This window comes from Arthrobacter sp. ISL-95 (genome assembly GCF_018613695.1).
GTDB lineage: Bacteria > Actinomycetota > Actinomycetes > Actinomycetales > Micrococcaceae > Arthrobacter.
The window spans coordinates 86,755-100,484 of sequence record NZ_JAGGPR010000003.1 but is presented as its reverse complement, the minus strand read 5'-3'; the positions used below and the strand labels follow the sequence as shown (position 1 = coordinate 100,484).

Sequence of the window (13,730 nt, the reverse complement as noted above, 5' to 3'; positions counted from 1 at the left end):
ATGTTCAGCCTGACCGTCCGACGCCACTTCATGATCGCCCACAGCCTTCCCCGCGAGGCGTTCGGCCCAGCCCAGGGCCTGCACGGCGCCACGTTCGTGGCCGAAGTCACCTTCCGCCGCCCCAACGTTAATGACGACGCGATCGTTCTTGACATCGGTGCCGCCGGCGGCATTCTTGAGGAGGTGCTCGCCGACCTGAACTACAAGAACCTGGACGAGCACCCTGCTTTCAAGGGGAAACTCTCTACAACGGAGGCTCTCGCGAAGCACATTGCCGACGCCATGGCCGCCCAAATCCAGGACACTGCCGATGGTCCGGCCCTCACAGGTATTGACGTGGTCCTTCGCGAAAACCCGGACGCTTGGGCGGGCTACTCGCTGGAGCTCCCGGTCAAGTAAACCCGGTCAAGTAAGTGCACATCCGCTTCCTGATCCCGGGGAATATCCGGCACGGCTCCGGCGGCAACAAGTACAACGCCAAGCTCGCCGAGCACCTGACCGCGTTGGGTGCCAGTGTTGACACTGTAACGGTCGACGGCGACTGGCCGGTTGGGAGCCCAACGGACCGGCAACGTTTCGCTGACATGCTCGACGGCGGCACAACGGTGATTGCCGACGGACTGGTGGCGAGCGGGGCACCGGATGAGGTGACCGACGCGGTCCATGCCGGGACCAAGGTGTGGATCCTGTCGCACATGGCGTTGGCGGACCACCATGACCTTGAGGCCAAGGCGCTGGTTGCCGCAACAGGGATCATTTGTCCCAGCGCCCACGCAGCGGCTGAGCTCGAGACGAGGCACGGGACGCAGGACATCGTCATCGCGACTCCCGGGGCCGAAAAAGCAAACCCTGCCAGGGGATCGCGGCCACTGCATATCGTGGCTGTCGCGGCGTTGCTGCCCAATAAGAGCCAGACACTCTTGGTGGAGGCGCTGAGCCACATATCTGACGCACCCTGGACCGCAGCCCTCATCGGTTCCGACGAGACTGACCCAAGCTATGCCGCCGAGGTGAGGGCCGCCGTCGAGCATTCCGGTCTCCAAAATCGCATCAGCGTTACCTCCGAGCTGACCGGCGATGCCCTCGAAGAGCAGTGGCACAAAGCTGACCTCAGCGTCCTTCTATCGCGATCAGAAAGCTTTGGCATGGTGGTAACGGAGTCGTTGGCGCACGGTGTCCCGGTTCTTGTGCGGCAGGGGACCGGTGCAGTGGAGGCGCTGGGCAGCTCCGGGGCGGGTGCTGCACTGGATCTCAGCGATCCCAAGAACCTGACCGAGACCATCAAGAAGTGGCTCGGCGACAAAGCCCTGCAACAGACTTGGCGCAGTAACGCACTCCACGCCCGTAAACACCTTCACAACTGGGACACCACCGCTGCCACCGTCCTGGAGGCCCTCCAACGCCCCGCGAGATGACAGTTAATGGCAATCCCAAGCACCCGGATCGTCATCAAATCCCATCTCGCGGGAGAGTAAGGGGTACCCGGCGCGTCGCGAAGAAATCCCTCAGCAGGGCCGCGCATTCCTCCTCGCGAACTCCTGCGTAGACCTCCACCCAGTGGTTGAGGCGGCGCTCGCGGAGGATATCGAACACGGAACCCACCGCTCCCGCCTTCTCGTCCCAGGCGCCAAACACGACCCGCGGAATCCTGGCCAGGACAATAGCCCCCGCACACATAGCGCACGGCTCAAGGGTGACCACCAAAGTGCAGTCCTCAAGCCGCCAACCGTCACCATCGGCGCCGGCATCCTGAGCGCGTTGACGCAGCGAAGCAGCAGCCTGACGGATCGCAACCACCTCCGCGTGGGCGGTTGGGTCCCCATGCGCTTCACGTTCGTTGCGTCCGGAACCCAGCACACCGCCGTCGGGCCCTAAGACGACGGCACCAATTGGTACGTCGTCCGTTTTCAGCGCCAACCGGGCCTCGTTCAGGGCAAGGCCCATCCAGGCCATGTGGTCTGCGTGATACGGCTCGGTGGCGCTCATGTCTCAATGATAGTTTTGGGGGATGCGCACACTCGTCGTGGACCACCCGCTGGTCGCTCACAAGCTCACCGTTCTGCGGGATAAGAACACCCCTTCACCGGTCTTCCGGCAGCTCACTGAAGAACTCGTCACCCTCCTGGCCTATGAAGCCACCCGCGAGGTTAAGACGCAGCCGGTGGAGATCGAAACTCCGGTCACCACCACCATTGGCACGGCTTTCACCAAGCCCACTCCGCTGGTGGTCCCCATCCTTCGCGCAGGGCTTGGCATGCTTGAGGGCATGACCAAGCTGGTCCCCACCGCCGAGGTGGGCTTCCTGGGAATGGCCCGCGACGAAGAAACCCTGGACATCATCACTTACGCGGAGCGCCTCCCCGAGGACCTCACCGGCCGCCAGATCTTTGTCCTGGACCCCATGCTCGCCACGGGGGGCACCCTGCGTGAGGCCATCAAGTTCCTCTTCAAGCGCGGCGCCTCGGACGTCACGTGCATCTGCCTGCTGGCCGCTCCGGAGGGACTGTCCAAGCTGGAGGAAGAGCTCTCCGACGCCAACGTGAAGATCGTCCTCGCCTCGATTGACGAAAAGCTCAATGAAAAGTCATACATCGTGCCGGGCTTGGGCGACGCCGGGGACCGCCTCTACGGCGTAGCGGGTTAGGGAAGCCCCTACCGGTTTCCGGCGCGCCCCGTTAGCCTGTGGCGCATGGACTGGAAACTTGAACTGGTGTTTGTCCCTGTGTCGGACGTCGACCGCGCGAAGGACTTTTACGTCAATAAGGTTGGTTTCAACGCCGATTTTGATGAGCGTCCCACGGACGGCATCCGGTTCGTGCAGCTGACACCGCCGGGTTCGGCATGTTCCATTGCTATTGGTGAGGGCCTCAGCGACGCCCCTCCCGGGACCGCGCCAAGCCTCCAAGTGGTGGTGGCGGATATCAATAAGGCGCACGAGCAACTCAAGGCCAATGGCGTGGACGTCAGTGACATCGACGTCCAGGATTGGGGTCATTTCGTCTACTTCGCTGACCCTGACGGCAACAAGTGGGCGCTGCAGTACTTGCCGCAGCGGCCGAACGGCTAAGTCACACTTCGGCGCCACCCCATGAGCGTGCGGCAGGATGGACTCATGAGCCATCCTGCCGAACCCGTGCTGACCGTCCGTGCCGTGCTCTTCGACATGGACGGCACACTGGTGGATTCAACGGCGATCGTTGAGCAAGTCTGGCTCGAGTTCGCCGAGCGCTACGGCTTGGATTTTGACGAGATTCTACGCACTTCCCACGGCGTCCAGGCGGGCGATACTGTACGCCGATACGCGCCCGCCGGTGCAGATTTCGAAGCACTGACCGCGGAACTCGGCCAGAGGGAACGCTCCCGGACCGATGGCGTGATCGCCCTTCCCGGGGCGGAGGCCTTGCTGGCGGGACTTCCGGATGAAGCCATCGCCTTGGTCACGTCTGCAGACCGGGTCCTTGCCGATATCCGTATGCAGGCGGCCGGGCTCGCCATGCCATCCACCGCGGTCACCGCCGAGTCTGTCACCCGCGGCAAGCCGCACCCGGAGGGGTACCTCAAGGCGGCAGCGCTGCTGGGAGTCGACCCGGCCGACGTCGTGGTTTTCGAAGACGCACCTGCCGGTATTGCCGCCGCCCGTGCCGCGGGGATGCGGACCGTGGTGGTGGGCAAGGCCGCTGCCAGGCACAATGCGGAACTGGAGCCGGGTATGTGGCGGATTCCGAACTACTCGGCAGTGACGGTCACCGCGGTGAAGGACGACGACGGCGGTCACCTCCTGACTCTGAGCCTCTAGTACCGCTGGGCTAATGCTGCTTGGGCTGTTCCCTGTGATGAACCGGGCGTAGGCTGTGCGCATGTCTGCGATGCCGGAGGCGTACGGTGCTGCATTGGAGCGGGCCATGGTCCACGCCGGTGACTGGCTGGCGTCTGTCCCTACACGTTCTGTCCGCCCTTCCTCAGACGCCGACCAGGTGGCCAAAAGCATTTTGGAGCGTCTCCCTGACGGGGCTACTGATGCGGCCGAGGTAGTTGACGAGCTCGCCGCACTAGCCGAGCCCGGGCTCATGACGATCCAGTCCGGTCGCTTCTTTGGCTGGGTCATGGGCGGAACGCTGCCCGCAGCCATGGCCGCCGATTGGCTTGTCTCCGCCTGGGACCAGAACAACGGGCTCCGGTTCGCCACCCCTGCCGCTGCCGCAATCGAGGAATCTGCGGCTGCCTGGCTTTTGGACCTCCTGCACCTGCCCGCCGGCGCCGACGTCGGATTCACCACCGGTGCCACCACGGCCAATTTCGTGGGGTTGGCGGCGGGCCGGCAGTATCTGATGGACGAGGCCGGGTGGGACCTTCAAGCCCTCGGCCTCAGTGGCGCGCCACGCATCACAACTTTTGCGGGCCGGGAACGGCACGCGGCAGTGGATCTTGCGTTGCGATACCTCGGTTTGGGCGCCTGCGTTCCGGTAGACGCCGACGACGAAGGCCGCATCTATCCCGACGCCCTGGCCGAGGCCATGGATCAGCAGCCAGGCCCATCTTTGGTTAGTCTGCAAGCCGGCAACCTCCATTCAGGGGCCTTTGATCCCATGGAGGAAGCCATAGCTGTGGCCCACGATCGCGGTGCATGGGTGCACGTGGATGGTGCCTTTGGTTTGTGGGCTGCCGTGAGTCCCAGGCTGCGTGACCGGCTGGCCGGTGTGGAGGAAGCCGATTCGTGGGCAACCGACGCTCATAAAACCCTGAACGTCCCCTACGACTGTGGCCTGGCAATCGTGGCCCGCCCGGAAGCCTTGAGGCGCGCTTTCAGTGTGCACACCAGTTACCTCATTGCTACGGATGCCGGACCGGGGGATCCTTTCGACAAGGTCCCCGAGATGTCCCGCCGTGCCCGTGGCATTCCGGTATGGGCCGCACTCCGGCAATTGGGCCGGGATGGCGTGATTTCCATGGTGGAGCGCCTGGCGGCAAACGCGCGTGCCCTGGCTGAAGGGCTGGCCTCGATCCCTGGTGTGGAGGTGCTCAACGACGTCGTCTTCACGCAGGTCTCGGTGAGCTTCGGAAGTGATGATCGCACGCACCGCGTCACCCAGAGGCTCATGGCCGAGGGTGCCGTGTGGATGTCCGGTTCGTCGTGGCGGGGCCGGGGAATCCTCCGCATCTCGGTGAGTAACTGGACCACGGACGCCGGCGACGTCGCTGCGTCCATTGCAGCCGTGCGGGGTGCGGTGGAGGCCGAGCCGGAGTCGTAGTGTTCCTGGGTGGAGGTACCTGTAAACCACCCGCAGCACCTGTGAAACGGCAAAAGCCGCGCCCGTTCCCGCCATACGCTCCAGTAGGTACTGGTGCGAACGGCGGCAACGGGCGCGGCAATCAAGCAGTCTGGTTTAGTACCAGTTGTTGGCCAGGTGGAAGGCCAAGGCAGCCGACGGGGATCCGTAGCGCTCCTTGATGTAGTTCAGGCCCCACTTGATCTGGGTCTGGTAGTTGGTCTGCCAGTCAGCGCCAACTGACGCCATCTTGGAAGCAGGCAGGGACTGGACAATGCCGTAGGCGCCGCTGGAAGCGTTCGTGGCAGTGGTCTTCCAGTTGGATTCCTTCTCCCACAGGGTGTTCAAAGCGGTCATCTCAGCTGCGCTCCAGCCGTAGCTACCCAGGACGCTCGCGGCGTAGGCCTTTGCAGCAGCGGGATCGTCTACGGCCTTGGGGGCGGCAGCAGCGGCTGCGGCTTCTGCGGCTTGTGCGGCGGCAGCGGCTGCAGCGGCGTCGGCGGCCTGCTTGGCAGCGGCGTCAGCAGCAGCCTTCTCGGCTGCGGCTTGGGCGGCAGCCTGGTCTGCGGCAACCTTATCGGCAGCGGCCTGTGCGGCTGCTGCTTGGTCAGCGGCCGCCTTATCGGCAGCAGCCTTCTCAGCAGCGGCCTTGTCCGCAGCAGCCCGGTCAGCGGCGCCCTTGGCGGCGGCAGCATCCAGGGAAGCAGAGATTTCAGCTGGCTTGTTGCTGCTGGCCTGCGCGCTGGCTTGGGTTCCGGCAACGCGGCTAGCCTCAGGGAGGGTCAGTGCGGCGTTAGCGGCAGTTCCGAGCGATGCAACGCCCAGTGCGGCCGCAACAACACCGGCTACAACTGACATGCGGTGGCCGGACTTGCCCTCGCGGGCAGCGTTCTTGAGGACAGCTTGCGACTTGGTCAACGGTGCGTTGTGGTCATCGCGGTGACGCGCCGAAGGGCGCGACTGATCGTTAAATTCAGACATGTGATTACCTCTCAGCGCCTGCGGAGTTAGCTGTCGGGTTCGGATGAGGTCATCCGGCCGCGCATCACGCTGCGGCTTCACCCCAAGGACCGGCATAAATGCCTGGGTCCGGAGACTCTGGGTCCCCCGTCTCTGCCTCGGAGAAAGAACGGACTCCGGGAAGTGGCAGAGCTCGGCGCATCCCGGATGTGGGCCTGCTAGGGACAACCCACCCTTTCGACGGTACAGGAGGTTTCCCGAGAAGTCACATTTAGGTAACAGAGATCACGGCGCCGGTGAGTCGACTTGCCCGATTCGTTATGTGCCTTCGTTGCTAGAGGCGGGGAGCCGGAGGGCGAACTCTGTGCGTCCGGGGCGGGAGGTCACTTCCACGCTACCGCCATGTGCCGAAATGATGGATTCAACAATGGACAGGCCAAGTCCGGAGGTGCCTTCAGAGCCTGACCTGGCGGCATCGGCGCGAGCAAAGCGGGAAAAGATCCGGCCTTGGAAATCTGCGGGAATGCCCGGGCCGTTATCCGTCACTGTGACCTTGGCGCTGCCATCGGCGGAGAGCAAAACGCACGTGACCACGGTGGTGCCGGGGTCGGTGTGTTTGCGCGCATTGGACAACAGATTGGCCAGCACCTGGTGCAGTTGCGTCGCATCACCGCGGACCATAACAGGTTCATCAGGGAGCTGAAGCTGCCAAATGTGATCCGGTGCCATGACTTTCTCGTCACTGACTGTCTCGATCACCAATTGGGTGAGGTCAACGTCCTCAACCTTCAAAGGCTGGCCCTCGTCCAGCCTGGCCAACAACAGAAGATCCTCCACCAAAGTGGTCATGCGTTCGGATTGGCTTTGCATGCGCACCAACGACTTCCTGCCGTCGTCAGTGAAGTTCTCGGTCATCCTTAGCAGCTCGGTGTAGCCACGGATCGCGGTGAGCGGCGTGCGGAGTTCGTGCGATGCATCAGCGACGAACTGGCGCACTTTGGTTTCGCTTTCCTGCCTTGCTTCCAGTGCGTTGGAGACGTTGTTCAGCATTTGGTTCAAAGCATGGCCTACGCTGCCCACTTCCGTCCCTGGATGAGAGGCCGACGGCGGTACGCGCACCGCAAGTGCCACCTCACCGGCGTCGAGAGGGAGGCGCGAGACCTTGGTGGCCACCTCGGAGAGCTGCTCCAACGGCCGCATGGTCCGCCGGATGATCACCGTACCTGCGAGCCCGATCAGCACCAGTCCACCCAACGAAACCAACACCATGGTCCGCACCAGCGAGGCCTCGGCGCTTTGCTTGTCCGCCAAGGGCAGCCCCGTCACGATCACATCACCATACGGGCTTTCGACCGCCACCAGCCGATAGTCGCCATTGGAGAGCGAACGGTCCACGGGACGGTTGTCCTTGGTCAGATCCAGCAGCACTTGCTCGTCCGCGCCGGAGAGGGAGACGCGGTTACCTTTGGCGTCAATCAGGCCCGAACTGCTCACCGTGGATCCGTCGAACCGGGCGTTCAACGTTCCTGCGGCCTGACCGCGCGCCTCCAACGGATCAGGTCTTCCTGAAGGTGAAGAAGGAAAGTTGGACGGCGGCCTACCGAAGTTATTGGCGCGGCTGGACGCCTGCTGCAACTGTATGTCCAGCTGTTTATTGAAAACCATGTCCATGGACGCGTAGCTGACAATCCCGATTGCTCCGCAGATGGCCACCAGCAGGGCCATGGCCACCAGGACCAACCGGGTGCGCAAGTGCCAGGTGGACGGGTTGAGCCAGCTTCGCTGTGGCTTTCCGGCGATACCTGAGCTTTTGGCCACTCCTGAAAGTGTGCTCAACGCTAGTCCGCTGGCTTGATGACGTATCCGGCGCCACGGATGGTGTGGATCATGGGCGGATGATTGGCTTCAATCTTCTTCCGAAGGTAGGAAATGTAGAGTTCCACGATGTTGGCCTGGCCGCCGAAGTCGTAGTCCCACACGCGGTCAAGGATCTGGGCTTTGCTGACCACCCGTTTGGGGTTCTCCATGAGGTAGCGCAAAAGCTCAAACTGTGTGGCAGTGAGTGGGATGTCCTCGCCGCCCCGGGTGACTTCGCGGGTGTCCAAGTTCAGGATGAGATCGCCCACCACAAGTTCGGCAGTGTCCATGGCGGCCACCCCCGAACGCTGGACCAGGCGGTGGAGGCGAAGGAGGACTTCTTCCATGCTGAAAGGCTTGGTCACGTAGTCGTCACCACCGGCAGCGAGCCCCACAATGCGGTCCTGCACGGCATCCTTGGCGGTGAGGAACAGCGCGGGAACTTCCGGGGCGAAGGTGCGGATGCGGTTGAGGACCTCCACGCCGTCGAAGCCGGGGAGCATGACGTCCAGGACCAATACGTCAGGGCGAAAATCCTTCGCAAGCTTCACAGCCTCGGGACCGTCGCCGGCCACGGCCACAGACCAGCCCGCCATCCGCAGGCCCATGCTCATGAGTTCGGCAAGGCTGGGTTCATCGTCCACCACCAGGGCGCGGATCGGGGAACCGTCCGGGTGTGACAGCTGGGGGAGGTTGTTGGTCATGGAGTGCGAGGAGGCCATGGGACAACTCTCTGTTCTGCCGGTATGCCAGCGCTTTGCCGGCCCTGTGAGGACCCTGTGAGTCAACACTAGCGAGAGGGGGGTGCCGAAACACGCCTGTCCACAGGTCACATGAGCCACTACTCCTCAACATGCCTGGCGGGCAGTAGTCCCTGCTTGGGATTTCCCCACGAGTGCAGCTATCCCTGTCCCCTTAGGCGCAGATCCTTGGGTTTAGCTGTTTCTACAGCTTGTAGCAGAATTTTCTGAAGAATTTGTTGAGCGCGGCTTCGCACGATTGGACAACAACTGTTTCAGATCGTGAGATTCCGCGGCGTGGCGGTTCACGGGAACGCGGATGCACATCATGCCCGATTCACCGAAGAAAATTCACTGGACGTCGAATATTTCTCGCTCCAGACGAATGAAATGCCATTCATTTACACGCTCAGCTGAATTGTGATTTGCAGCACAATAGACCTCTGCGTCTCAAAATGTGGACGGTTCAGCGCTTTGTTACTTGCGTGTTGCCATTGTTACGTTGCACACTTCCAATGTGAACAAGAACTCAACAGCACCTGCAGCCGCAGCAACCTGGCCCAGTACACCCGCTGGCCATGATGACCGCTGTTGTCGAATGCAAGCCTAACTTTCCACCCCAAGAAGTTTCAGGCATTCGCCCCCTAGCCCAGCGTTGGGCGCCCTTCCCCAAACTCATTGCGGGGACAACCAGCATTCGAAGCCGCGATGACGGCTATTCACTTTTGAGGTAAGCACTCCATGTCAGTTGCATCTGGATACGTCCACATCTCCGTCCGTAACGCCAACAAGGCCGCGTCGAACGCAGGGCTTCGCCCCGGCTTCGGCAATCGCCCCGGCTACTCTCCAGCTCCCCAAGGGGCAGGGCAGCAGGCTCCCGGTTATGTGCCGCAGGGCTACAACCCCAACTCCTATGGGCAGCTGCGTGCGGTCCCCACAGCAGAGCCGGCGCCCATGACTGCGCCCACCCCTGTGATTGCGCAGTCGGACAAGCTCCGCCCCGTTGCCAACGACAATGTGGCCCGCGGATTTGTCCTCTACATGGGCATTGACGAAGACACCGCAGCCGCTGCGGGAACTTCCATCGCCAAACTTGCCCAGGAAATCCGGGCCTACGCCCAGTCCCTCGTGACCGGCGCGGAGAGCTACGCCGCCGTCGCAGTTGCCCCCGCCGGGGCACCCGGCTCAGCACTCGACGTCGTGCGTTCCACCTTCGGCGACCCCACCGTTGCCGCACGCCAGCGCACCGAAGCCGCCCGTCCGACGCCGCAGCAGGAATCCCGCCCCTCCGGCGTGCTGATCGACCTCGCCCGCCGCGAAGTGCACCTCGACGGCGAATCCCTGAACCTGACGTTCAAGGAATTCGAACTCCTCAATTACCTCGTCGAAAACGGCACCCGCACCGTGGGTCGTGACGAATTGCTTGAGGGCCTGTGGCGCAATGCCGAAGAGGTGCCCAACGAGCGCACCATCGACGTCCACATCCGTCGTCTCCGTTCCAAGCTCGGTCGCCTCGCCAACACCGTCCGCACGGTCCGCGGCCAAGGCTACCGCTTCTATGAGCACCCCGAAGTTATTGTCTGGGCCGCTCCGGAATACTCGATCTAAGCACCACTGCAGCGAAAGCGTTCGTCCTGTAAGGGCGGGCGCTTTCGCTTTTGCGGGGTAATCCCGTGGTGCTGCCACTCTCGCGGGACGATCCCTTTGCGCCTGCGCGTCGGAGTGTGCGGCCACCACCCACATTGGCCGCGAAATCCCCTCAACACGCCCGCTGCACGGCGTGTCCAAGGGTCCGTGGATTCAAAGTTGGTGATGACGGAGCGGCGTGCGAGTGGTCCTGACCGACTTTGACGTGTCAACAGCCCCGTGAGCAACCGCACCAGGTTGACCTAGGGCTGTCCTCTGTCGAAAGAAGGTCAGGAAGCCGCGGGGGAAGGGAGCCTGCGCCGGATAGGGTTGGGTTATGAGTGACCATCACATTAAGCGCCTGGTGATCATGCGGCATGCCAAGGCTGATTGGCCCACGGGCGTGCCTGATCATGAGCGTCCCTTGCAGGAGCGCGGGCATCGGGAGGCTCCGCTGGCCGGTAAATGGTTGCTCCGGAACGGTGTGGTACCTGATTTCATTCTGTGCTCGTCAGCGTTGAGAACCCGTCAGACCTGCACCTGGGTGTGCGACGAGTTGGGTGACAAAGCCCCGACACCCAAGCTTGAAGATGGGCTGTACTCCGCCTCGGCTAACCGCATGTTGACGGTCATCAACCACGTTCCGGACACTGTGACCACGCTGATGGTCATTTCCCACATGCCTGGAGTCCAGGATCTTGCCATGCACCTGGCCTCCCGCGATTCTAACCATGACGCCTACATGGATGCCGCCACCAGATACCCAACGAGTGCGTTGACGGTGATGGAAACGGAAAAGTTGTGGGCTGAACTGGACGGGCAGGATGCTCGGTTGACGCACTTCACAGTTCCCCGCCAATAACTATTGCGGGTTGTTTGAGTCCCCGTAGGACAGTTGCGGCATGCACATGCAGCGGATCTCGAACACCGGCAAGCCCGCGGCTTCTTCGCCGTGCCCGGTGGCGATCAGGTATTCGCCGTCGAACATGTAGACCGGCAACTGCGGTGCCAAATATTCGTTGTAGCGGCTGGGGTAAACCCATTGGCCGCGGATGTCGAACGCCGGAAGTGCGTAGGGATCCCGCCGATTGTGGGCGCTGGGATAGAGTCCGTCGTCAATCAGGATGTAGCTCACCAGACCATACGTGTGGTGGTGGTTCATGTCCGTCGGAAAGAGGATTGCTTCCACAGTTCGGGCCCCTTCAAGGAGTCGACGGCCGGGCCCTCGGATGGCGCGGCAGCTAGGTAAGGTTAGCCTAAGCTAACAGCTGCATGAGCGTCGAATGTTCCACTGTGTGACGTGATCGCTCCTGATCAGCCTTGCGGCAGGGGCAACGAATCCGCCACTTCGCGAAGCATTCGAACGGCGATCCGGATGTTGGGGCTGGCGGTCATCGTCCTCCGGTACACCACGCCCACGGACCGTTGCTGCACGGGGTTGATCACCGGGATGGCAACCACTCCGTCAGGAAGTGGAGGCCTGCCGAGCCGCGGCACCAGTGCTACCGCCACGCCTTGCTCCACCATCGCGACGTGGGTGGAAAAGTCGGGATCGTATATGCGGATGTCGGGGACTTTGCCTAGTCCCGCAAAGATCTGCAACAAAGCCTCATTGCAGATGGCACCCGCCGGGGTGCTGATCCACGTCTCGTTGAGTAAGTCTTCACGCTCGACGGCGGCGCTTCCGGCGAGTGCGTGGGTGCTGTTGACGAGGACATCGGCCTGGTCAGTGCAAAGATCCTCAAGCACCAGGTTCTCGGGGATCACCAAGGGTACCGAGTTCCAGTTATGGACTACCGCGAGTTCCGCTTCGCCGGACGCGACTCTTTGCACTGCCTCGCGGGGATCCTCGGCCAGTACGGTGATGTCCAAGGTGGAGTGCTCAGCCGCCATACGCCCGAGAACCGGTCCCACCAGGCCTCGGCAAGCCGTGGAAAAAGCAACGAGCCTCAGCAAACCGGACGGTTTCGCGGGATCTGCCAGCAGGGTGGCTTGGAGTTCTTCGAGCTCGCCCATGATCCGCCGACCGTAGCCCGCCAATGCCAGGCCGCGCTCCGTGAGAAGCACCCCCCGCCCATTGCGTTCCAGGACGGTGACGCCGGTTTGCTTCTCGAGTTTCTTGATCTGTTGCGATACTGCGGATGGACTGAAGCCCATCACGTCCGATGCCGCCACAACAGAGCCATGCTGCTCAACGGCCACTAAGGCCCTCAACGCCGAAATATCGATCATGAAGCAAATCTACGCTGTTCTATGCTGAATTCAACGCTGGTGCTTCAACTAAAAGAGCGCCAGAGTGTACTTGTGAACCTTCGCCACTCTGCCCTCGCCACCCTTGTTGCTGTCCTGTGGGGCATTAACTTCGTTGCTATTGACCTCGGCCTGCACGCCAACGGCAGGGAAGTCCCGCCGCTGCTCTTCGTCGCCATGCGCTTCTTGCTGGTAGTTTTTCCGTTCATCCTGTTCATCCGCAAACCAAAGGTGGGCTGGAAGGCGATTGTCGGCGTCGGGCTCTTCATGAGCGCCGGCCAATTCGGCCTCCTGTATTTGGGTATGGCCCTCGGGATGCCGGCGGGATTGGCGTCGCTGGTCCTTCAGGCGCAGGTTCTGTTCACCATTTTGCTTGCTTCAAGGGTCCTCGGCGAAAGGCCGAGCCGCCGCCAAGTGGCCGGCGTGGTGTTGGGCGTTGTGGGCCTGGGGGTGGTGGCGTTGGGTCGCAGCGCGGTGGCACCGGTTCTTCCGCTAATGATCGTCCTGGCAGCAGCATTGTCCTGGGCCGTAGGCAATGTGGTGGCCCGGCATTCCAAAGCAGCCTCCGGCCTGGGCCTGGTGGTGTGGTCCGGTGCGGTGGTTCCGGTTCCGTTGGCTGCTTTGTCGCTGGTGGTGGACGGGCCGGACACCGTGTGGGCGACCCTCACTGACTTGCAGCCCGCCACCATCCTGAGCGCGATCTACACGGCGGTGTTCGCGTCCCTGATTGGTTACGGCATCTGGAACCGGCTGTTGTCGCTGTACCCGAGTTCCGACGTCGTGCCCTTTACGCTCCTGGTCCCGGTGGTGGGGATGACGGCCGCGTGGCTCGTCCTCAACGAGATTCCCACGCTGACCGAGATCCTTGGCGGGCTGATCCTCCTCCTGGGAGTAGCCACGGCAGTGCTCGGTGCTGGACGCAAAATCCGGCCGGAAACACCCGTTGTGAGGCCCGCTCTGCATCCCCACCGCCTCCCTCACTTCGCAAGCTCAGCCAGGGAACCCGGGCGGCGTGGGCCCTAATCCCGCA

At 62.5% G+C, this 13,730-nt stretch carries 15 protein-coding genes and 1 riboswitch; of the genes, 9 read left to right on the top strand and 6 right to left on the bottom strand.

Going from position 1 to position 13,730, the window contains the following annotated elements; all coding sequences use genetic code 11:
* Both J7I86_RS02725 and J7I86_RS02720 read left to right on the top strand, forming a co-directional pair.
* Positions 1–399: a 6-carboxytetrahydropterin synthase gene (locus J7I86_RS02725; RefSeq protein WP_024819572.1), complete on the top strand. Its 399-nt coding sequence runs from the start codon at positions 1–3 to the stop codon at positions 397–399.
* Positions 400–413: 14 nt separating this feature from the next.
* Positions 414–1,415, top strand: coding sequence for a glycosyltransferase family 4 protein (locus tag J7I86_RS02720; RefSeq protein WP_309476648.1), 1,002 nt, complete (start codon positions 414–416; stop codon positions 1,413–1,415).
* A 34-nt stretch (positions 1,416–1,449) separates the two neighbouring features.
* Here the strand turns inward: J7I86_RS02720 and J7I86_RS02715 are convergent, their stop codons facing one another.
* Positions 1,450–1,986 carry a nucleoside deaminase gene (locus tag J7I86_RS02715; RefSeq protein WP_214815283.1) on the bottom strand — a complete coding sequence of 179 codons (537 nt, stop codon included), beginning with the start codon at positions 1,984–1,986 and terminating at the stop codon, positions 1,450–1,452.
* Positions 1,987–2,008: 22 nt separating this feature from the next.
* Between J7I86_RS02715 and upp the strand changes: the two genes are divergently transcribed.
* From upp to J7I86_RS02695, 4 genes are all read left to right on the top strand, one after another.
* Complete coding sequence (gene upp, locus J7I86_RS02710; RefSeq protein WP_017198151.1) at positions 2,009–2,644, top strand: uracil phosphoribosyltransferase; 636 nt, start codon at positions 2,009–2,011, stop codon at positions 2,642–2,644.
* A 45-nt stretch (positions 2,645–2,689) separates the two neighbouring features.
* Positions 2,690–3,067, top strand: a complete 378-nt coding sequence (locus tag J7I86_RS02705) for a VOC family protein (protein WP_214815281.1) — start codon at positions 2,690–2,692, stop codon at positions 3,065–3,067.
* Positions 3,068–3,112: 45 nt separating this feature from the next.
* Positions 3,113–3,796: an HAD-IA family hydrolase gene (locus tag J7I86_RS02700; RefSeq protein ID WP_214815279.1), complete on the top strand. Its 684-nt coding sequence runs from the start codon at positions 3,113–3,115 to the stop codon at positions 3,794–3,796.
* Between the two features lie 61 nt (positions 3,797–3,857).
* Positions 3,858–5,249, top strand: coding sequence for an aminotransferase class V-fold PLP-dependent enzyme (locus J7I86_RS02695; protein WP_214815276.1), 1,392 nt, complete (start codon positions 3,858–3,860; stop codon positions 5,247–5,249).
* A 135-nt stretch (positions 5,250–5,384) separates the two neighbouring features.
* Here J7I86_RS02695 and J7I86_RS02690 read toward each other — a convergent pair whose 3' ends face one another.
* From J7I86_RS02690 to J7I86_RS02680, 3 genes are all read right to left on the bottom strand, one after another.
* Positions 5,385–6,248 carry a hypothetical protein gene (locus J7I86_RS02690; RefSeq protein WP_214815274.1) on the bottom strand — a complete coding sequence of 288 codons (864 nt, stop codon included), beginning with the start codon at positions 6,246–6,248 and terminating at the stop codon, positions 5,385–5,387.
* Between the two features lies 1 nt (position 6,249).
* A riboswitch (cyclic di-AMP (ydaO/yuaA leader) is annotated at positions 6,250–6,436 on the bottom strand.
* Positions 6,437–6,545: 109 nt separating this feature from the next.
* On the bottom strand, positions 6,546–8,045 hold the full coding sequence (locus J7I86_RS02685; RefSeq protein ID WP_214815272.1) for a HAMP domain-containing sensor histidine kinase: 1,500 nt from the start codon (positions 8,043–8,045) through the stop codon (positions 6,546–6,548).
* A 20-nt stretch (positions 8,046–8,065) separates the two neighbouring features.
* Positions 8,066–8,806, bottom strand: a complete 741-nt coding sequence (locus J7I86_RS02680) for a response regulator transcription factor (RefSeq protein ID WP_214815270.1) — start codon at positions 8,804–8,806, stop codon at positions 8,066–8,068.
* Between the two features lie 759 nt (positions 8,807–9,565).
* Here J7I86_RS02680 and J7I86_RS02675 point away from each other — a divergent pair.
* Both J7I86_RS02675 and J7I86_RS02670 read left to right on the top strand, forming a co-directional pair.
* Positions 9,566–10,432, top strand: coding sequence for a winged helix-turn-helix domain-containing protein (locus J7I86_RS02675; RefSeq protein WP_159735484.1), 867 nt, complete (start codon positions 9,566–9,568; stop codon positions 10,430–10,432).
* 355 nt (positions 10,433–10,787) lie between these two features.
* Entirely contained in the window at positions 10,788–11,312 is a 525-nt protein-coding gene (locus J7I86_RS02670) for a histidine phosphatase family protein (RefSeq protein WP_214815268.1), read from the top strand.
* On the opposite strand, the gene J7I86_RS02665 is transcribed toward J7I86_RS02670, so the two are convergent.
* Positions 11,313–11,639, bottom strand: coding sequence for a hypothetical protein (locus J7I86_RS02665; RefSeq protein WP_309476647.1), 327 nt, complete (start codon positions 11,637–11,639; stop codon positions 11,313–11,315).
* A 125-nt stretch (positions 11,640–11,764) separates the two neighbouring features.
* Positions 11,765–12,682 (bottom strand): LysR family transcriptional regulator, encoded by a 918-nt coding sequence (locus J7I86_RS02660; RefSeq protein WP_214815267.1) that lies wholly within the window; start codon positions 12,680–12,682, stop codon positions 11,765–11,767.
* Between the two features lie 72 nt (positions 12,683–12,754).
* Here J7I86_RS02660 and J7I86_RS02655 point away from each other — a divergent pair, with 72 nt between their 5' ends.
* A complete protein-coding gene (locus J7I86_RS02655; protein ID WP_309476646.1) occupies positions 12,755–13,723 on the top strand; it encodes an EamA family transporter in 969 nt (322 codons plus the stop codon).
* The last annotated feature ends 7 nt before the right edge of the window (positions 13,724–13,730 follow it).

What these genes read in the sequence shown, in the direction of transcription:
- J7I86_RS02725 (WP_024819572.1), top strand. Translation starts at nt 1, where the DNA reads ATGTTCAGCCTGACCGTCCGACGCCACTTCATGATCGCCCACAGCCTT.
- J7I86_RS02715 (WP_214815283.1), bottom strand. Translation starts at nt 1,986, where the DNA reads ATGAGCGCCACCGAGCCGTATCACGCAGACCACATGGCCTGGATGGGC.
- upp (WP_017198151.1), top strand. Translation starts at nt 2,009, where the DNA reads ATGCGCACACTCGTCGTGGACCACCCGCTGGTCGCTCACAAGCTCACC.
- J7I86_RS02705 (WP_214815281.1), top strand. Translation starts at nt 2,690, where the DNA reads ATGGACTGGAAACTTGAACTGGTGTTTGTCCCTGTGTCGGACGTCGAC.
- J7I86_RS02700 (WP_214815279.1), top strand. Translation starts at nt 3,113, where the DNA reads ATGAGCCATCCTGCCGAACCCGTGCTGACCGTCCGTGCCGTGCTCTTC.
- J7I86_RS02695 (WP_214815276.1), top strand. Translation starts at nt 3,858, where the DNA reads ATGTCTGCGATGCCGGAGGCGTACGGTGCTGCATTGGAGCGGGCCATG.
- J7I86_RS02690 (WP_214815274.1), bottom strand. Translation starts at nt 6,248, where the DNA reads ATGTCTGAATTTAACGATCAGTCGCGCCCTTCGGCGCGTCACCGCGAT.
- J7I86_RS02680 (WP_214815270.1), bottom strand. Translation starts at nt 8,806, where the DNA reads ATGGCCTCCTCGCACTCCATGACCAACAACCTCCCCCAGCTGTCACAC.
- J7I86_RS02675 (WP_159735484.1), top strand. Translation starts at nt 9,566, where the DNA reads ATGTCAGTTGCATCTGGATACGTCCACATCTCCGTCCGTAACGCCAAC.
- J7I86_RS02670 (WP_214815268.1), top strand. Translation starts at nt 10,788, where the DNA reads ATGAGTGACCATCACATTAAGCGCCTGGTGATCATGCGGCATGCCAAG.
- J7I86_RS02660 (WP_214815267.1), bottom strand. Translation starts at nt 12,682, where the DNA reads ATGATCGATATTTCGGCGTTGAGGGCCTTAGTGGCCGTTGAGCAGCAT.